This window comes from Streptomyces sp. NPDC048434 (assembly GCF_043200375.1).
Taxonomy (GTDB): domain Bacteria; phylum Actinomycetota; class Actinomycetes; order Streptomycetales; family Streptomycetaceae; genus Streptomyces.
Genome location: NZ_JBICXQ010000046.1, coordinates 21,655 through 37,756, shown reverse-complemented (window position 1 = coordinate 37,756; position 16,102 = coordinate 21,655). Strand labels below are relative to the sequence as shown.

The window sequence follows — 16,102 nt, the reverse complement described above, 5'->3', positions numbered from 1 at the left end:
GGGGCGCCCCCGGCCCCCCCGCCCGCCCTACCCCCCGCGGCTGCTTCGGCCCGCAAACTATTACACGGTACTCGCCGGGCCCCCCGCGCCCCCGGGGGGGGCGGCCCCCCCCCCCCACCGCTGGGGCGCCGGCGCCACCGGCTCCCGGCTGGTCACCGGCAGCACCGAGCTGCACGCCCGGCTGGAGGCGGAACTCGCCGCATTCTGCGGCTTCGAGGCCGCTTTGGTGCTCTCCTCCGGCTATGCCGCAAATCTCGCCGCGGTCACCTCGCTCACCGCCCCCGGCACCCTGATCGTCTCCGACGCCGGCAACCACGCCTCCCTCATCGACGGCTGCCGGCTCTCCCGGGCCCGCACCGAAGTGACCCCGCACGCCGATCCGGAGGCCGTACGCGCCGCGCTGACCGGCCACGACGGCCAGGCGCTCGCCGTGACCGACTCGGTGTTCTCGGTCGACGGGGACGCCGCGCCGCTCTCCGCGCTGGCCGAGGTCTGCCGGGCACGGGGCGCCGGACTTCTCGTCGACGACGCACACGGCCTGGGAGTGCTGGGCGAGGGGGGCCGTGGCGCCCTGTGGGCGGCCGGACTCGCCGGTGACGGTGACATGGTGACCACCGTGACGCTCTCCAAGTCGCTCGGCTCCCAGGGCGGTGTGGTGCTCGGCCCGGCCCGGGTCATCGAGCATCTGGTCAACACCGCCCGGTCGTTCATCTTCGACACCGGTCTCGCCCCGGCGGCGGTCGGCGGCGCCCTCGCCGCGCTACGGCTGCTGCGCCGCGAACCGCACCGCGCCGCCCGCGCCGTTGCGGTCGCACGGGGGCTGCACGACCGGCTCACCGCGGCGGGCCTGGCGGCGGTACGCCCGGACGCGGCGGTGGTCTCCGTCCGTGCCCCCTCGCCCGAAGCCGCGCTCCGCTGGGCCGCCGACTGCCGCGGGGCCGGACTCGCGGTCGGCTGCTTCCGGCCGCCGTCCGTGCCCGACGGGATCTCCCGGCTGCGGCTCACCGCCCGCGCGGACCTGACGGACGCCCAGCTCGACACGGCGGTCGGCACGATCGTGGCCACCGCACCGGCGGTCTGAACCCGACGACCGTCCGCACCCCGGTACGGCGGCGGCCCCGGTGGCGGGCCGCCGTCCGCCCAGTTGTCGTCCGCCGTGGCCGTCCGCCGTCACGGCGCGGGCGAGTGGCGGGTGAAGGCCCCGCGCAACAGGGCCCGCAGGGTGTCCGCGGCCGGGGTGCCGCCGCCGGGGCGGTAGGCCACCGAGATCCTGCGGTGCAGCTCCGGCGGATCCAGCCGGCGGACCCCCAGCGGTGTCATCGACCCCTCCGCCACCATCTCCGGGACCACCGCCACCCCGAGCCCCGCGCTCACCAGCGCACACACCACCGCATAGCTCGGCGACTCACAGCGCACCGCCTCACTCGCCCCGGCGGCCGCCAGCGCGGCCTCCACCTCGCGTCGGTTGGGGTTGGCCGGCGCCATGCTGACGAGCGGCTGGCCGGCCAGCTCGGCAAGCGGCAGTCGTCCGGCGCCCGCCGACAGGGCATGACCGGGCGCCGTGACCAGCACCAGTTCCTCGGTCAGCAGCGGCTCCAGCCGCACCCCCTCCGGCGCCGGCATCGCCTCGCCGGGCACATACTCGTGCGTCAGCGCCAGATCGACCTCGCCCAGCGCCACCGCCGCGGCCGCCTGCGGCGGTACGTACTCCGTCACGCTCAGCTCGACATCGGGGTGAGCCCGCCGGAACGCGCTGAGTGCGGGCGGCAGCAGATGCGTACCGGCGGTCATGAACGTGCCGACCCGCAGCCGGCCGCCGGACAGCCCTGCCAGCCGGGACAGCTCGTGCCGTGCCTGGTCCAGCTCGTCGAGAACCCGCCGGGCCCGTACGAGCAGCAGCTCACCGGCCGCCGTCAGCCGAGCCCCGCGATGGTGGCGCACCAGCAGGGCCGCCCCGGTCTCCCGCTCCAGTTTGGCGAGCTGCTGGGAGAGCGCGGGAGCGGTGTAGCCCAGCCGGGCGGCGGCCCGGGTGATCGAACCGGCCTCCGCCACCGCTACCAGGGCGGCCAGTCGTGTGGGGTCGTACATAAGAACCTCTTTAGGCTCTCCAAGAACATTGCCAATACCCATTAAAGGCTCTGACCAGCCAAACTGCTCCTATGGACGGACAGCTGATCGCCTTCACCGGAGTCGCCGCCGGCATGGTCGCCATGCCGGGCGCGGACTTCGCGGTCGTGGTGCGCAATGCGCTCGACTCGCGCAGGGCGGGGGTGGCGACCGCCGTCGGAGTCGCGGGCGGGCTGCTGGTGCACACCGCCCTGGCGGTGGCCGGGCTCGCGGCGGTGCTGGTCGCCGTGCCCGCACTCTTCGGTGCCGTCCAACTCCTCGGCGGCGTCTACCTCTTGTACCTCGGTACCCGCGCCCTGACCGCGGCCCTCCGCCGCCCGCCGGGCGCCACGGACCGCACGGCCGGCCCCGCTGCCGGCGCACCGGCCGACGGCCGGCCCGCCGCTCTCCTGGGCACTGTGCAGAGTCTGCGCCAGGGCTTTTTGACCAATGCGCTCAACCCCAAAGCCCCCGTCCTTTTCCTCAGCCTGCTGCCGCAGTTCGTCCCGGCAGGACAGCCCGCGCTGCCCCGTACGCTGCTGCTCGCGACGATGGTCGTCGCCATGGCACTGGTGTGGTTCCCCGCCGTCGCGCTGCTCGTCGACCGGCTGGGCGTCTGGTTGCGCCGCCCCTCGGTGGCCCGCGCCCTGGAAGCCACCACCGGAGCGCTCCTGACGGCCCTGGGAGGCATCCTGCTCGTCGAGGTGGCGCTGGCCTGAGGCGGGGCACGCCACGGGCGCCATGCCGCGGACACCACGGCACGGCACGTGAAGGACACCGCCCCCGCGTCGCGCGGTGCGGGCCGGGGCAGCACCGTGACCGGTCCGTCCGCGGGCGGGAAGCTCCCGCGGACGGACGTGAGCCGGCTGCTCCGTTGCGAAGTCACCCGGCCAAATGGTCCAAACTCACCGGCAATTGACCGAGCGTGAGATGACGTCGCAGGTCAGCCCACGCGCCCGTACCAGACCGAACGGCTCCAGATCCGTTCCAGCCGCACCACGCTCCCGGCCTTGGGGGCGTGCCACATCCGGCCCCGGCCCGCGTAGATACCGACGTGGTAAATGCCGCTGCGCGAATGGAAGAAGACCAGATCGCCGCGGCGGCGCGAGGTGGCCGCGACATGCCGGGTGCGGCTGTACTGCGCGGCGGCGGTGCGTGGCAGGGCCCGGCCGGCGCGCTTGAACGAGTACAGCATCAGCCCCGAACAGTCGAAGGCGTGCGGCCCCTGGGCGCCGTACTGGTAGGGGGCTCCGCTCTTGGAAGCCGCGACCCGCAGCGCGTGGACGGATACGGACGCGGCTTCGGCATTCCCGGCCGCTCCCGGCGCGACGCTGGTCCCGCCGAGCGTGACCAGCGTCAGAGCGGTGACGGTGCCGGCGCGTGCCAGCAGATTCGGCGTATGCATGCGCACGGTCATGCGCAAACCCTTCGTCAGCCGCCTGCGAAGGAAGACCTGTCGGGTTCGGGCAGGCGAAGATGCCCGGCCGTCTGTACGGCTTCACCCCAAGGAGCCCTCGGCCGTGAAGGCCGGGACCCCGTCCTGCTCGGGTCCTCCGCTCCCGCCGGTCCACATCGTCGACCGGACGTCCGGCACGGCGGCGGGATTAGGCGCCCGTCCGGACCGCCCCGTCGCTGTGGCGGGGTCTTGTCGTCGAAGGGATCGTCACGCACCTGGGACCCGAATTCCGAGCTGAAAATGCCGTATGTGAGATGGGTCACAATTGACCCGAATGGTTAGTTTTGTTCCCTCAGGTGCCACGGCGCGGGGTGTTGCACCCCTCGGACCAGGGGCGAAACATCCGAAGTCCCAGGAATTGGGTCTATTCCGCGCAATTCGTCGCCTCCTCACATCGGGCGCGGACGCTACGCCGTATGCGCAGCCTCGGTGCGTGTGTCGGGTCAGAGCTCCTCGGGTGGCGGCACCGTCGCGAGCCCGGCCCGCCGCTCGCCGTCCAGCACCCGCAGTGCCCGGGTCAGCGTCGCGCGGTGCAGTTCGCTCTCGCCCCGGCTGTGCATGAGCGTCAGGGCGTCCCGTAGCCGGGTGGCCTTGCCGACCAGCGCCTGGGCGGCGCGCAGCCCGGTGTAGGTGCCTTCGCAGCGGGTCGGGTTGATCCGGCCGAGCAGGTCGATCACCTCCAGATAGCTGTCGATGAGTTCGCCCTCGGCGCGGGTCAGCGCGGGCAGCGGCGGCGGTTCGGGCGGCAGCATCGGCTTCACCGCGCCACGGGCTGGAGCGCCGACTGCTTGCGGTTGCGGGTGATCCCGTCGATCAGGCCGTACTCCTGGGCGGCGCGGGCGTCGAAGATCTTGTCGCGCTCGATATCGGTGGCGATCCGCTCACGGGGCTGTCCGGTGTGCCGCGCCAGCATCTCCTCCAGCAGGTCGCGGGTGCGCAGCATCTCCTTCGCCTGGATCTGCAGGTCGCTGGCCTGCCCCTGAACGGGCTCGCTGAACGACGGCTGATGGATCAGGATCCGGGCCCCGGGCAGCGCCAGCCGCTTTCCGGGCGCGCCGGCGGCCAGCAGCACCGCGGCGGAGGAGGCGGCCTGCCCCAGGCAGACGGTCTCCACGTCGCACGACACGAAGTGCATCGTGTCGTAAATGGCGGTCATCGCGGTGAAGGAGCCGCCGGGGGAGTTGATGTAGAGCGAGATGTCCTGCTCGGGTGCGGCGTGTTCGAGGTGGATGAACTGCGCCATCACGTCGTTGGCGGAGGTGTCGTCGATCGGGGTGCCCAGGAAGATGATGCGCTCGCTGAGCAGCTTGGAATACGGGTCCATGGAGCGCGTCCCCTGCGAGGTGCGCTCGGTGAACTCCGGAAGGACATAGCGGGCCATCGGACGCAGCATGTCTGCTCCTCTCCTCCGTAAAAAATGTACAGGACGTACATCCCGTTAGAATGGGAGCATGGCCTACGAAATTCCGGTGACGCAAGCTCGTGCGGAGCTGGCAGATTTGATCAACCGTGTCGTCTACGGCGGTGAGCGGGTGGTCGTCACCCGCCACGGCAAGCCGCTGGTGGCGCTGGTATCCGCCGCTGACCTGCAGCTACTTGAAGAGCTGGGGCGGCGCGAAGAGGGCGCGGAGGACGAGCAGGTGATCCGCACGGTCTCTTCCGTGCGACAGCTCCCGTCCGCTGCGGGCGAACGGCGGCGCTTCGGTATCGCCGCAGAACACCGCGACCCGGCTGCCGGGGACCGGCGACCGGGTCGCGAGCGCTGACGGTCAGCGGGTGCTGACCGTGCGGTGGGGCGGGTGGCTCAGGAGCTGAGCTCCCATATCGCGTTGGCGATGGCGTCCGTGTTGGTGTCCAGCGACTTGTCGTCGATGTTCTTCGAGGTGTCGCAGGACTGGTGGTAGCAGGCGTCGAACGCCTTGCCCGCCTCACCGCCCCAGTTCTTCGCCTGCTCCTCGGTCTTGATGTAGTCCGCGCCGGAGAAGAAGCCGCCGACGGGGATGCCCGCGTCCTTGAAGGAGGCGTGGTCGGAGCGGCCGTCGCCCTCGGTGTCCTTCTCGGTGGTGATGTTCTTCTTGGCGTACCAGTCCTTGAGGACCTTCTCCAGGCGGCTGTCGTCGTCATAGACGTAGTAGCCCGGGTTCGGCGAGCCGATCATGTCGAAGTTGAGGTACGAGTCGATCTTCGACTTGTCGGCGCCGAGCTTGTCGACATAGGCCTGCGAACCGACCATGCCGTCCTCTTCGTCGCCCCACCAGCCGAATCGCAGGTGCTTGGTGGGCTTGAGGCCGGACTTGGCGAGGGCGAGCGCCACCTCGAGGATGCCGGCCGAGCCGGAGCCGTTGTCGTTGATGCCGGGGCCCGCGCTGACCGAGTCCAGGTGGGCGCCGGCCATCACGGTCTTGCTCTCGTCGCCGCCCGGCCAGTCGGCGACGAGGTTGTAGCCCTTGGCGCCGGAGCCGTCGAACTCCTGGATCTTGGTGGTGAATCCGGCCTTGTCCAGCTTCTCCTTGATGAAGTCGACGGACGCCTTGTAGCCCGGCTTTCCGTTGGCGCGGTTGCCGCCGTTGGCGTCGGCGATCGACTGGAGCTGGTCCAGGTCGGCCTTGACGGCCTTGACGTCGATGTCCGGGGCGGCCTTCGGCGCGGGATCGGCGTAGGCGCCGGCAGCCGTGAAGAGGGTGGCGGCCAGGGCGGTGACGGCGCCCGAGGCCAGCGCGGCCCGGCGTATTCGAGTGGAACGAGTCACGATGTGGCTCCTGGTGTGGGGGGTTGGTCGGAGCTGATTGACGCGCACATGAGGATCGCGATCACTTTGGAAACCGTCAAGAGCGCATACCGGACAGTCGCGTTCGCGGAGCGGGATGCGTCTGGTTTGCGTCGATCGCGCTGATTGATGGCGCATAGGAGGCCTCTGCTCCCCGGGTTCGGCCGGCCCTCGGGGTGCGGATTTCGCCATCGGATTCCGCGCACTCCCGGGGGATGAGGGGGTGGGGCCGCTTCGGGAACCGGTTGCCACGCCGTAACGGGCGGTAATGACACCGCGTTACATCAGGCGTAAGAGGGGACGCGGATGTGTCCCTGGCTGTAACGCCGACGAAATCCCGCCGAACTAGTCTCCCGGTGTGGGGCTCTTGATGGCCAAGTGCTGGAAGTCGGTTTGCTCCTCCTTTAATTACTGCGTGGTACATCTATCGTCACGGGTGTGTCCACGCCTGTGACCTGGGTGAATGCGTCCGGGCGGGAAGACTGTGAGGTGGAACGTATGCAACTGACCCCGCATGAGCAAGAACGCTTGATGATTCATGTGGCAGCAGACGTGGCCGAAAAACGCCGTTCCCGGGGGGTGAAGCTGAACCATCCGGAATCGATTGCCCTACTGACCGTGCACATCCTCGAAGGCGCGCGGGACGGCCGGACCGTCGCCGAGCTCATGTCCTCCGGCCGCAAGGTGCTCACCCGTGACGAGGTCATGGACGGCATCCCCGAGATGATCCACGACGTGCAGGTCGAGGCCACCTTCCCCGACGGCACCAAGCTCGTCACCGTTCACGAACCCATCAACTGACCACGGGAGAGCAGACGATGATCCCGGGACAGATCCTCCACGCCGACGAGCCGGTGCGCCTCAACGAAGGCCTGCCCGTCACGCGCATGACCGTCCTCAACGCCGCCGACCGCCCCGTCCAGGTCGGCTCCCACTACCACTTCGCCGAGGCCAATCCCGGCCTCGACTTCGACCGAGCGGCCGCGCACGGCAAGCGGCTGAACGTCCCGGCCGGCTCCGCCGTGCGCTTCGAGCCCGGTATCCCCACCGAGGTCGCGCTCGTCCCCATCGGGGGCAAGCGCATCGTCATGGGCCTGCGGGGCGAGACCGGAGGAACTCTCGATGGCTGAGCTGACGCGCCAGGCGTACGCCGATCTCTTCGGCCCGACCGCCGGCGACCGGATCCGGCTCGCCGACACCGACCTGGTCATCGAGATCACCGAGGACCGCTCGGGCGGGCCCGGCCGGGCCGGCGACGAGGCGGTCTTCGGCGGCGGCAAGGTGATCCGCGAGTCGATGGGCCAGTCCCGCGCCACCCGCGCCGAGGGCACCCCCGACACCGTGATCACCGGCGCGGTCGTGCTGGACCACTGGGGCATCGTCAAGGCCGACGTCGGCATCCGCGACGGCAGGATCACCGCCCTGGGCAAGGCCGGCAACCCCGACACGATGGACGGTGTCCACCCCGACCTGGTGATCGGCCCCGAGACCGAAATCATCGCCGGCAACGGCAAGATCCTCACGGCCGGCGCCATCGACACCCACGTCCACTTCATCTGCCCCCAGCAGGCGGACGAGGCGCTGGCCTCCGGTGTCACCACGATGATCGGCGGCGGCACCGGACCGGCCGAGGGCAGCAAGGCCACCACCATCACCCCCGGCGCCTGGCACATCGCCCGGATGTTCGAGTCGATGGACTCGCTGCCGGTCAACGTCGGTCTGCTCGGCAAGGGCAACACCACCTCCCTCGCGTCTATGCGCGACCAGCTGAGGGCCGGCATCCTCGGCTTCAAGATCCACGAGGACTGGGGCGCCACGCCCGCCGTCCTCGACGCCTGCCTGACGGTCTGCGAGGAGAGCGGCGCCCAGCTCGCGATCCACACCGACACCCTCAACGAGGCCGGCTTCCTCGGTGACACCCTCGCGGCCATCGCCGGCCGCTCCATCCATGCGTTCCATGTCGAAGGCGCGGGCGGCGGCCACGCCCCCGACATGATCGCGATGGTCTCCGAGTCGAATGTGCTGCCCGCGTCCACCAACCCCACGCGGCCGCACACCGTCAACACCGTCGAGGAGCACCTCGACATGCTGATGGTCTGTCATCACCTCAACCCCGCCGTTCCCGAGGACCTGGCCTTCGCCGAGTCCCGGATCCGGCCCTCCACCATCGCGGCCGAGGACATCCTGCACGACCTCGGCGCCATCTCGATCATGTCCTCCGACGCCCAGGCCATGGGGCGGATCGGAGAGGTCGTGCTGCGGACCTGGCAGACCGCCCATGTCATGAAGCGGCGCCGCGGCACCCTCCCCGGCGACGGCGGCGCGGACAACCACCGGGCCCGCCGCTATGTCGCCAAGTACACCATCAACGCGGCCATCGCCCAGGGCATCGACCATGTCGTCGGCTCCGTCGAGGACGGCAAGCTCGCCGATCTCGTGCTGTGGGACCCGGCGTTCTTCGGCGTCAAGCCGCAGCTGGTCATCAAGGGCGGCCAGATCGCCTATGCGCAGATGGGCGACGCCAATGCGTCCATCCCCACTCCGCAGCCGGTGCTGCCCCGTCCGATGTTCGGTGCCACCGGCAAGGCTCCGGGCAGCAACTCGGTCAACTTCGTCTCCCGGCAGGCCCTGGAGGACGCGCTTCCCGAGCGGCTCGTGCTGGCCAAGCCCTTCGAGGCGATCCACAGCACCCGCGGCCGCACCAAGGCCGATATGCGCAACAACGATGCCCTGCCCCGTGTCCAGGTCGACCCCGACACCTTCACCGTGACCATCGACGGCGAGGTGGTCGAGCCGCAGCCCGCCGCCGAGCTCCCCATGGCCCAGCGGTACTTCCTCTTCTGAGGACTCGCCGATGAACATCCCGATGAACACCCCGGACCACCGATGAGCCGCGCCGCGCTGCTCGTCCTCGCCGACGGCCGGTTCCCCGCCGGCGGGCACGCCCACTCGGGCGGCGCCGAACCGGCCGTCACCGCGGGCCGCATCAAGGACGCCGCCACCCTGGAGAGCTTCTGCCGGGGACGGCTGCACACCGTGGGCCTGGTCGCCGCGGCGCTCGCCGCCGCGGCCGCGGCCGGCCACGACCCGCTCCTCCTGGACGACGCCGCCGATGCCCGTACGCCCGTACCCGCGCTACGGCAGGTCGCCCGGCGGCTCGGCCGGCAGATGATGCGGGCCGCCCGTGCGACCTGGCCGAGCGAGGCACTCGACGCGCTCGCCGCGGCCCGTCCCCGCGGCGCCCACCAGCCCGTCGTCCTGGGCCTGGCCGCCCGGTCCGCGGGCCTGCCTCCGCTCGATGCCGCCTACGCCGTGGCCTACGAGAACATCAGCGGTCCGGCCACCGCGGCCGTCCGGCTGCTGAGCCTGGACCCCTTCGACGCCACCGCCGTGCTCGCCCGTCTCACCGCCGAGCTCGACCAGGTCGCGCAACAGGCCACCGAAGCCGCCCTGCGCATCGCGGCCGAAGGAACCGGGGCACTGCCCGCGGCCTCCGCACCGCTGCTCGACATCACCGCCCAACAGCACGCCGCCTGGCCGGTACGGCTCTTCGCGTCCTGACCCTGCCGACCCGCCGGACGGACCCGCGCCGCCCGCCGCGTCCCCCACCACCGGAGTGACCATGCACCTCGACCACCAGGACACCTTCCCCCAGCGGCACACCTACAGCGCCGCCGACCCGGTCCGCCCCGACGGCGCCCGCCGCGCCCTGCGCATCGGCCTCGGCGGGCCGGTCGGCACCGGCAAGACCGCCACCGTCGCCGCCCTGTGCCGGGCGCTGCGCGACGAACTGTCCATCGCCGTCGTCACCAACGACATCTACACCCGCGAGGACGCCGAATTCCTGCTCCGTGAGGCCGTGCTGCCCGCCGAGCGGATCGCCGCCGTCGAGACCGGTGCCTGCCCGCACACCGCCATCCGCGACGACATCTCCGCCAATCTCGAAGCCGTCGAGGACCTGGAGGAGGCGGTCGGCCCGCTCGATCTCGTCCTGGTCGAATCCGGCGGTGACAACCTCACCGCGACCTTCTCCAAGGGGCTGGTCGACGCCCAGATCTTTGTGATCGACGTCGCCGGCGGCGATGACATCCCGCGCAAGGGCGGCCCCGGTGTCACCACCTCCGACCTGCTCGTCATCAACAAGACCGACCTCGCGCCCCACGTCGGCGTCGATCTGGAAGGCATGGCCCGCGACGCCAAGGCACAGCGCGGCGAGCTGCCGGTCGCCTTCACCGCCCTGAAGTCGGAGAACGGCGTCCGCCCGGTGACGGACTGGGTCCGCGGACGGCTGGCGGACTGGACCGCGGGCCCGGCATGACCCTCGCGCCCCCCACACCGGCGACGGCCCGCGCCGCCGCCGGGCTGTGCGCCACCGCCCGCATCGTCGCGCGGGCCGACGCACCCCACGGCACCACCCGGCTGCCCGTCCTCGACGGCGACGGCCCGTTCGCGCTGCGCCGTATCCGCGGGCACGGCAACCAGGCCCGGGTCTGTGTCGTGGGCGCCATGAGCGCCCCGCTCGGCGGCGACCGGCTGGCCATCGAAGCCACCGCCGAGGCGGGCAGCGCGCTGCACCTCACGGCCGCCGCCGCGACCGTCGCGCTGCCCGGCCGTACGGGGGAACACGCCCGCTACGACGTGTGGTTGACGGTGGGCGACGGCGCGCGGCTCGACTGGCTGCCCGAACCCCTGATCTCCGCGGCGGGCAGCGACCTGCGGATGACCACCACCGTCGAACTGGCCCCCACCGCACGCCTGGTACTCCGCGAGGAACAGGTCCTCGGACGCAGCGGCGAGGAGACCGGAGCCCTGCGCAGCCGGCTCACCGTCCGCCGGGCCGGGCGGACCCTGCTCGACCAGGAGACGGCGTACGGGCCCGGCGCCCCCGGCTGGGACACCTCGGCCGTCCTGGACGGGCACCGCGCCCTCGGCCAACTCCTCGTGGTGGGGCCCGAGTTCGACGAGCGGCCGGCCGAGGTGCGGCTGCTCGGCGGTGCGGCGGCCGAGCGGTCCGACGACGGTGCGGGACGGGGCGTCCTGGCACCGCTTGCGGGTCCCGGGGCCCTGGCCACGGCCGTGGCCCCGGACGCGCTCCGGCTGCGGCGCCTCCTGGACGAGGCCGCCCTGAGCGCGGCCGCCGAGTGACGGCGGCCGCGCCGCCTCATACCTCCAGATCGCCTTCCAACCGGGCGAGGCGCAGGCGCGCCAGCGCAAGATTGGCGCGCTTGCGGTCCAGCACCAGATAGAGGAAAAGGCCGCTGCCGTTCTTGCCCGTCACCGGACGGATGATGTGGTACTGCGAGGTCAGGGTGATGAGCATGTCCTCGATGGAGCCCTGGAGTTCCAGCATCTCCATGGTGCGCATCTTCGCGCGTACGACATCGGTATTGCCGGCCGCCGCGACATTGAGGTCCAGAGCCTGCTTGTCGCCCAGGGTGGCCAGGGCCATACCGCTGGTGTAGTCGACCAGGGCGACGCCGACCGCGCCCTCGATGGTCGACATTGCGTCGGCGAGAGCGGTTTCCAGTTGAGCCATGAGGGGTTCAGACCTTTCGATTCCTTGACGGTGTTTCCGGGTTCCCGGTTTTGGGCTTCCGGGTTTCCGGCTTTTCTGGTGGTGCGTTCTTGTGGGTGCGTGGGGGGAGTTCGCCTAGCGGTGGGGCGGTGTGTCCACGAGGGCGCCGATCCGCGCCGCGGCCCTTCTGGCCTGCAGATGGAGCCGTCCCACATTGGTGTCCGGGCTTGCCACGGCGGTCAGGACCGCCCGGCGTCCGGCCGAATAGGCCGCGATATAGCCCTCCGTGCCGCGCGTCAGGGATTCCTCGAAGGCGCCCTGACCGGTCGCGTCGGTGAGTCGTTTGGCGACACCGATCGCCGCGGCGGTGAGGGCGGCCAGCCCGTCCGGCTCGATATCCGGCAGATCATGGGCGATCACCATGCCGTCCACGCTCGCCACCATCCCGCCCTGGAGGTGGCGCACTTGATCGCGCAGCGTATGCAATTCCTCCCGTATCCGGGGTTCGATCGTCATCAGTCTCCTTTTCACGGCGTGCCTTCTGATGACGCGCCTCATGGGATGCACGGTCTTCGTGCGCAGGGGCTCACAGGGTTTCCTCCAACGCCGTACGCAGTCGGACAAGGAGGGCAATATCCGGATCGGCGGTATCGAGGACCTCCCGTACCGGTAGTTGCCAGGTCGCGGCGGGGCCTCCTTCGGCGACGGGGGCGGGACCGGTCAGACAGGCGCCGGGCCGCCGCCGGGGGAGGGGTACCGGCGCCCGGGGGAGATGGACGAGGCCGGCGGCGGCGAGGCGGCGGATGTCGAGCAGCGTGCCGAACGCCGACTGGCCCAGCGCCCGGGCCAGTTCATGAGGCGTGTGCCGGCCGTCGGCGCGGTCGAGCAGCCGCCGCTGGCGGCTCGTGGTGGGGGCCGGGGTGCGCGGGCGGACGGGAACGACGGGGGAGGAGTCGACCGCCGCCCAGGGGTGCAGCCGGTCGAGCTGCAGCCGGCGGCGGGCCGTCGCCTGTTGGAGGGCGGTGGCGCTGACGGGACGTATGACCCCGAGCCAGTGCCCGGTCCCGGGCGTGAAGGACGTGGTCTCGGGTGTCAGCGGCAGGGCGAAGAACGCGGCGTCGAGCAGCGCGGCGAGATGGCATATCTCCAGTTCGCTCTGCGTCAACCACCCCTTGCTGACCAGGAATTGCCCGCCACTTCTCCCCGGTCCCGCCGTTTCGGCGGCGTACTGCCAGCCCCGCGGTGGCACTTTCCCGGACGCCGTGAGACGCAGGTCGAGCCCCGGGGCGGCGGTGCCCTCGATGCAGTAGACCGCACCGTCGAGAAGGTAGAAGCAACCGTGCGGACCGCTGAGGGCGCCGGTGACGCGTTCGGCGGCGCACCGGTCGAGCAGGTCGGCCGGGGCGGGCGGGGGCGGAGATATGGGCAGGCCCATGGCTGGTTCCCTTACCGTTCGTGCGGTGTGGCGGAGGCGGCCGTCAGGACGCGACCAGCTCCGCCGCCAGATCGCGCAGCCGTAGCCGGGCGACGGCGAGATTGGCCTGCGTGCGGTCCAGCCAGAGGTAGAGATAGGTCTGGCTGTCGAAGGCCGTGTGCACAAAACGGATGAGGTGGTAGCTGCCCGCAGCCGTGATGATGAGGTCTTCGAGGTCCGAGCCGGCGGCGCCGGCGGTGTCGAAGGTGGCGTTACGCGCCACGGCCTGCACCACGTCGGCGGTGTCCGCGGCGGCCGCGTCGTGATCGCCGTGCGGCGCCTGCCCCGCCGTGCCGAGCGTCAGACCACTGGTCCAGTCGATCAGTCCGGCGCACCGAACGCCGGGAATCCCCATCGCTTGGGACAACACCTGATCGATACCCGGCACTTCGGATCTCCTTCGCGACGGCTCGGACGCGGCGTGAAAACGCCGAAGCCCTCCCGTGTGGCGGTGAGTGGGAGAGCCTTCACGGAAGGTTACTGAAGGTGTGCGGCTGGCACATGCCCGATGGGCAGGTCTACGGCAATTGACGTATTCTCGCCCCTGCGCGCCCCTCCGGGAGCCATTGCGCCACGCCGCACTCCAGCAGGTCACCCGGGGTGGACAACTCCCGGCTGAACGGCCCGACCTGGCACGAGCAGTTCGGTGGCCCGTCCAACTGTGCTCCATGGGGCCAAAGTTGAGGGTCCCATGGGTGTGGTGGGTGCGACGCGGGATCGTGCACCACTGACCGATGGCATTGGCCGGAATGGTGAGGTTCCGCTGCGCTCTCCGGCCGTTCGACGACGGTGCAGCGGTCAGCGGTGCAGCGGTCAGCGGTGCAGCGGCGGTGCGACGGGGCCTGCGTACGCGCCGCCGATCTGCCGGCGAAGCAACCGCCGCACTCCACGGCGAAGCCCCCCGCACTCCACGGCTGAGCGGACTTCCGCACTTCGACGGGCCGAAGTCGGCGCGGCCGGAAACCTACAGGTTGGTAAAGAAGTGTGGGTCAAACCTGTTCAAGCGGGGACGCCACCCGTCAGGATCCCTCCGTAAGCCTGTGATCAACGCCGCCACGAGTGGCACACACCATGCAGGGGGAATCAACCACGTGAGAAAAACAGCAGCGCTCGGCGCCGCAGGCACTCTGGTGACCGGTGCGCTCCTCGCCGGAGCGATATCCGCCACGCCCGCCAGCGCGGGCGAAAAGCATCAGGGCGGATCAGCCGAAGCACGCGGTGTGGCGACCGCCGCCGCGCGTGCGGCCAAGAAGGGCATCGACTGGCAGGACTGCCCCGCCGACTGGGGCTTCAAGTCGCCCATCCAGTGCGGCTATGTCACCGTCCCGGTCAACTACGCCCGGCCCAACGGCCGTACGATCAAGATCGCCGTGGACCGGGCCGTCAGCACCGGCAGCAAGAAGGAGCGCCAGGGCGCCCTCGTCTACAACCCCGGCGGCCCCGGCGGTTCGGGCATGAAGTTCCCGGCCCGCATCACCACCAAGAGCCCCCTGTGGGCCAAGACCGCGAAGGCGTACGACTTCGTCGGTTTTGACCCCCGGGGCGTGGGCCACTCCGCGCCGATCTCCTGCATGAACCCGCAGGAGTTCGTCAAGGCGCCCAAGGCCGACCCGGTGCCGGGCAGCGAGGCCGACAAGCTCGCCCAGCGCAAGCTCGCCAAGGAGTACGCCGACGGCTGCGCCGAGCGCAGCGGCGGCCTCCTGCCGTACATGACGACCAAGAACACCGTGCGCGACCTCGATGTGATCCGTGCCGCGCTCGGTGAGAAGAAGCTCAACTACCTGGGCGTCTCCTACGGCACCTACCTGGGCGCCGTCTACGGGACGCTCTTCCCGAATCACGTCCGCCGGATGCTCGTCGACAGCGTCGTCGACCCGGCCCGGGAGAAGATCTGGTACCAGGCCAACCTCGACCAGGACATCGCCTTCGAGACCCGTTGGGGCGACTGGAAGAAGTGGGTCGCCAAGAACGACGCCACGTACCACATCGGCGCCACGCCCGAGAAGGTGCAGGCGGCGTGGGAGAAGCTGCGGGCGACCGCCAAGAAGAACCCCATCAGCGGCGTCGTCGGCCCCGCTGAGCTCACCGGCTTCTTCCAGAACGCGCCGTACTACGACTCCATGTGGGCCCCGGTCGCCGAGGTCTGGAGTGCGTACCTCTCCGGTAACACCAAGCCGCTGGTGGAGAACGCCGGTCCGAACCTCCTGGACCTGGCCGGCAACATCTCCGCGGAGAACGGCAACGCCGTCTACACGGCCGTCGAGTGCACCGACTCCAAGTGGCCCACCAGCTGGAAGAAGTGGGACCGCGACAACACCCGCATCCACCAGCAGGCACCGTTCATGACCTGGTCCAACGCCTGGATGAACCTGCCCTGCGCCACCTGGCCGGTCAAGCAGCAGCGACCGGTCGACGTCAAGACCGGCAAGGGTCTGCCGAACGTGCTGATCGTGCAGAGCACGCGGGACGCGGCCACGCCGTACGGCGGCGCGGTCGATCTGCACCACCGCTTCAAGGGCTCGCGTCTGATCACCGAGCGGGACGCCGGATCGCACGGCGTCACCGGTCTGGTCAACCCCTGCATCAACGACCGGGTCGACGCGTACTTCCTGGAAGGGAAGACCGACGCCAAGGACGTGACCTGCGCTCCGCACGCCACGCCCGAGCCGAGCAAGTCGACGGCGAAGGCCGCCGCCAAGGGTGCCTCCGACCTTCCGGGCGCCCCCTAGTGACGGCAGGAAAAGCGCCGGCATGACATGACGGCACGCAGGGGCGGCCGGGAAT

19 protein-coding genes and 1 riboswitch are annotated in these 16,102 nt (G+C 70.8%); of the genes, 10 read left to right on the top strand and 9 right to left on the bottom strand.

Annotation, left to right across the window (positions count from 1 at the left end; all coding sequences use genetic code 11):
* On the top strand, nt 1–1,081 hold a 1,081-nt coding region (locus ACGFWI_RS36635; protein ID WP_393910400.1), incomplete at its 5' end, for an 8-amino-7-oxononanoate synthase.
* Nucleotides 1,082–1,170: 89 nt separating this feature from the next.
* On the opposite strand, the gene ACGFWI_RS36630 is transcribed toward ACGFWI_RS36635, so the two are convergent.
* On the bottom strand, nt 1,171–2,088 hold the full coding sequence (locus ACGFWI_RS36630) for a LysR family transcriptional regulator (protein ID WP_393910399.1): 918 nt from the start codon (nt 2,086–2,088) through the stop codon (nt 1,171–1,173).
* A gap of 71 nt (nt 2,089–2,159) precedes the next feature.
* On the opposite strand from ACGFWI_RS36630, the gene ACGFWI_RS36625 reads away from it, so the two are divergent.
* Nucleotides 2,160–2,825 carry a LysE family translocator gene (locus tag ACGFWI_RS36625; RefSeq protein WP_393910398.1) on the top strand — a complete coding sequence of 222 codons (666 nt, stop codon included), beginning with the start codon at nt 2,160–2,162 and terminating at the stop codon, nt 2,823–2,825.
* Between the two features lie 224 nt (nt 2,826–3,049).
* Here ACGFWI_RS36625 and ACGFWI_RS36620 read toward each other — a convergent pair whose 3' ends face one another.
* The 3 genes from ACGFWI_RS36620 to ACGFWI_RS36610 all read right to left on the bottom strand — a co-directional run bounded on the left by ACGFWI_RS36620 (nt 3,050) and on the right by ACGFWI_RS36610 (nt 4,955).
* Nucleotides 3,050–3,523 carry a C40 family peptidase gene (locus ACGFWI_RS36620; protein ID WP_393910397.1) on the bottom strand — a complete coding sequence of 158 codons (474 nt, stop codon included), beginning with the start codon at nt 3,521–3,523 and terminating at the stop codon, nt 3,050–3,052.
* 4 nt (nt 3,524–3,527) lie between these two features.
* Nucleotides 3,528–3,727: riboswitch (cyclic di-AMP (ydaO/yuaA leader) on the bottom strand.
* A 278-nt stretch (nt 3,728–4,005) separates the two neighbouring features.
* Nucleotides 4,006–4,314 (bottom strand): hypothetical protein, encoded by a 309-nt coding sequence (locus ACGFWI_RS36615; RefSeq protein WP_393910396.1) that lies wholly within the window; start codon nt 4,312–4,314, stop codon nt 4,006–4,008.
* A gap of 5 nt (nt 4,315–4,319) precedes the next feature.
* Nucleotides 4,320–4,955, bottom strand: coding sequence for an ATP-dependent Clp protease proteolytic subunit (locus ACGFWI_RS36610; protein ID WP_393910395.1), 636 nt, complete (start codon nt 4,953–4,955; stop codon nt 4,320–4,322).
* Nucleotides 4,956–5,013: 58 nt separating this feature from the next.
* Here ACGFWI_RS36610 and ACGFWI_RS36605 point away from each other — a divergent pair, with 58 nt between their 5' ends.
* Nucleotides 5,014–5,328: a type II toxin-antitoxin system Phd/YefM family antitoxin gene (locus ACGFWI_RS36605; protein WP_393910394.1), complete on the top strand. Its 315-nt coding sequence runs from the start codon at nt 5,014–5,016 to the stop codon at nt 5,326–5,328.
* 38 nt (nt 5,329–5,366) lie between these two features.
* Here ACGFWI_RS36605 and ACGFWI_RS36600 read toward each other — a convergent pair whose 3' ends face one another.
* Nucleotides 5,367–6,311, bottom strand: a complete 945-nt coding sequence (locus ACGFWI_RS36600) for a M28 family metallopeptidase (RefSeq protein WP_393910393.1) — start codon at nt 6,309–6,311, stop codon at nt 5,367–5,369.
* A gap of 516 nt (nt 6,312–6,827) precedes the next feature.
* Between ACGFWI_RS36600 and ACGFWI_RS36595 the strand changes: the two genes are divergently transcribed.
* From ACGFWI_RS36595 to ACGFWI_RS36570, 6 genes are all read left to right on the top strand, one after another.
* Nucleotides 6,828–7,130: an urease subunit gamma gene (locus ACGFWI_RS36595; RefSeq protein WP_085922122.1), complete on the top strand. Its 303-nt coding sequence runs from the start codon at nt 6,828–6,830 to the stop codon at nt 7,128–7,130.
* A 17-nt stretch (nt 7,131–7,147) separates the two neighbouring features.
* Complete coding sequence (locus ACGFWI_RS36590; RefSeq protein ID WP_393910392.1) at nt 7,148–7,459, top strand: urease subunit beta; 312 nt, start codon at nt 7,148–7,150, stop codon at nt 7,457–7,459.
* Nucleotides 7,452–9,173 (top strand): urease subunit alpha, encoded by a 1,722-nt coding sequence (locus tag ACGFWI_RS36585; RefSeq protein ID WP_393910391.1) that lies wholly within the window; start codon nt 7,452–7,454, stop codon nt 9,171–9,173. The genes ACGFWI_RS36590 and ACGFWI_RS36585 overlap by 8 nt, the downstream gene beginning before the upstream one ends.
* Before the next feature lie 42 nt (nt 9,174–9,215).
* Complete coding sequence (locus ACGFWI_RS36580) at nt 9,216–9,890, top strand: urease accessory protein UreF (protein WP_393910390.1); 675 nt, start codon at nt 9,216–9,218, stop codon at nt 9,888–9,890.
* A 61-nt stretch (nt 9,891–9,951) separates the two neighbouring features.
* Nucleotides 9,952–10,647 (top strand): urease accessory protein UreG, encoded by a 696-nt coding sequence (gene ureG, locus ACGFWI_RS36575; protein WP_393910389.1) that lies wholly within the window; start codon nt 9,952–9,954, stop codon nt 10,645–10,647.
* On the top strand, nt 10,644–11,474 hold the full coding sequence (locus ACGFWI_RS36570; protein WP_393910388.1) for an urease accessory protein UreD: 831 nt from the start codon (nt 10,644–10,646) through the stop codon (nt 11,472–11,474). Before ureG ends, ACGFWI_RS36570 begins: the two co-directional genes overlap by 4 nt.
* A 16-nt stretch (nt 11,475–11,490) precedes the next feature.
* Here the strand turns inward: ACGFWI_RS36570 and ACGFWI_RS36565 are convergent, their stop codons facing one another.
* The 4 genes from ACGFWI_RS36565 to ACGFWI_RS36550 form a co-directional block, all read right to left on the bottom strand.
* Nucleotides 11,491–11,865, bottom strand: a complete 375-nt coding sequence (locus tag ACGFWI_RS36565) for a hypothetical protein (RefSeq protein ID WP_393910387.1) — start codon at nt 11,863–11,865, stop codon at nt 11,491–11,493.
* A gap of 114 nt (nt 11,866–11,979) precedes the next feature.
* Nucleotides 11,980–12,360, bottom strand: coding sequence for a roadblock/LC7 domain-containing protein (locus tag ACGFWI_RS36560; protein WP_393910386.1), 381 nt, complete (start codon nt 12,358–12,360; stop codon nt 11,980–11,982).
* Between the two features lie 70 nt (nt 12,361–12,430).
* Nucleotides 12,431–13,279, bottom strand: a complete 849-nt coding sequence (locus ACGFWI_RS36555; RefSeq protein WP_393910385.1) for a hypothetical protein — start codon at nt 13,277–13,279, stop codon at nt 12,431–12,433.
* Between the two features lie 43 nt (nt 13,280–13,322).
* Complete coding sequence (locus ACGFWI_RS36550; protein ID WP_393910384.1) at nt 13,323–13,706, bottom strand: hypothetical protein; 384 nt, start codon at nt 13,704–13,706, stop codon at nt 13,323–13,325.
* Between the two features lie 703 nt (nt 13,707–14,409).
* Between ACGFWI_RS36550 and ACGFWI_RS36545 the strand changes: the two genes are divergently transcribed.
* The gene (locus ACGFWI_RS36545) at nt 14,410–16,047 is read left to right on the top strand and encodes an alpha/beta hydrolase (RefSeq protein ID WP_393910383.1); all 1,638 of its coding nucleotides are present in this window, start codon (nt 14,410–14,412) and stop codon (nt 16,045–16,047) included.
* Nucleotides 16,048–16,102 lie beyond the last annotated feature (55 nt).

Excerpts from the sequence above, each read along its gene's own strand:
- ACGFWI_RS36630 (WP_393910399.1), bottom strand. The coding sequence starts at position 2,088 with ATGTACGACCCCACACGACTGGCCGCCCTGGTAGCGGTGGCGGAGGCC.
- ACGFWI_RS36625 (WP_393910398.1), top strand. The coding sequence starts at position 2,160 with ATGGACGGACAGCTGATCGCCTTCACCGGAGTCGCCGCCGGCATGGTC.
- ACGFWI_RS36620 (WP_393910397.1), bottom strand. The coding sequence starts at position 3,523 with ATGACCGTGCGCATGCATACGCCGAATCTGCTGGCACGCGCCGGCACC.
- ACGFWI_RS36615 (WP_393910396.1), bottom strand. The coding sequence starts at position 4,314 with ATGCTGCCGCCCGAACCGCCGCCGCTGCCCGCGCTGACCCGCGCCGAG.
- ACGFWI_RS36610 (WP_393910395.1), bottom strand. The coding sequence starts at position 4,955 with ATGCTGCGTCCGATGGCCCGCTATGTCCTTCCGGAGTTCACCGAGCGC.
- ACGFWI_RS36605 (WP_393910394.1), top strand. The coding sequence starts at position 5,014 with ATGGCCTACGAAATTCCGGTGACGCAAGCTCGTGCGGAGCTGGCAGAT.
- ACGFWI_RS36595 (WP_085922122.1), top strand. The coding sequence starts at position 6,828 with ATGCAACTGACCCCGCATGAGCAAGAACGCTTGATGATTCATGTGGCA.
- ACGFWI_RS36590 (WP_393910392.1), top strand. The coding sequence starts at position 7,148 with ATGATCCCGGGACAGATCCTCCACGCCGACGAGCCGGTGCGCCTCAAC.
- ACGFWI_RS36585 (WP_393910391.1), top strand. The coding sequence starts at position 7,452 with ATGGCTGAGCTGACGCGCCAGGCGTACGCCGATCTCTTCGGCCCGACC.
- ACGFWI_RS36580 (WP_393910390.1), top strand. The coding sequence starts at position 9,216 with ATGAGCCGCGCCGCGCTGCTCGTCCTCGCCGACGGCCGGTTCCCCGCC.
- ureG (WP_393910389.1), top strand. The coding sequence starts at position 9,952 with ATGCACCTCGACCACCAGGACACCTTCCCCCAGCGGCACACCTACAGC.
- ACGFWI_RS36570 (WP_393910388.1), top strand. The coding sequence starts at position 10,644 with ATGACCCTCGCGCCCCCCACACCGGCGACGGCCCGCGCCGCCGCCGGG.
- ACGFWI_RS36565 (WP_393910387.1), bottom strand. The coding sequence starts at position 11,865 with ATGGCTCAACTGGAAACCGCTCTCGCCGACGCAATGTCGACCATCGAG.
- ACGFWI_RS36560 (WP_393910386.1), bottom strand. The coding sequence starts at position 12,360 with ATGACGATCGAACCCCGGATACGGGAGGAATTGCATACGCTGCGCGAT.
- ACGFWI_RS36555 (WP_393910385.1), bottom strand. The coding sequence starts at position 13,279 with ATGGGCCTGCCCATATCTCCGCCCCCGCCCGCCCCGGCCGACCTGCTC.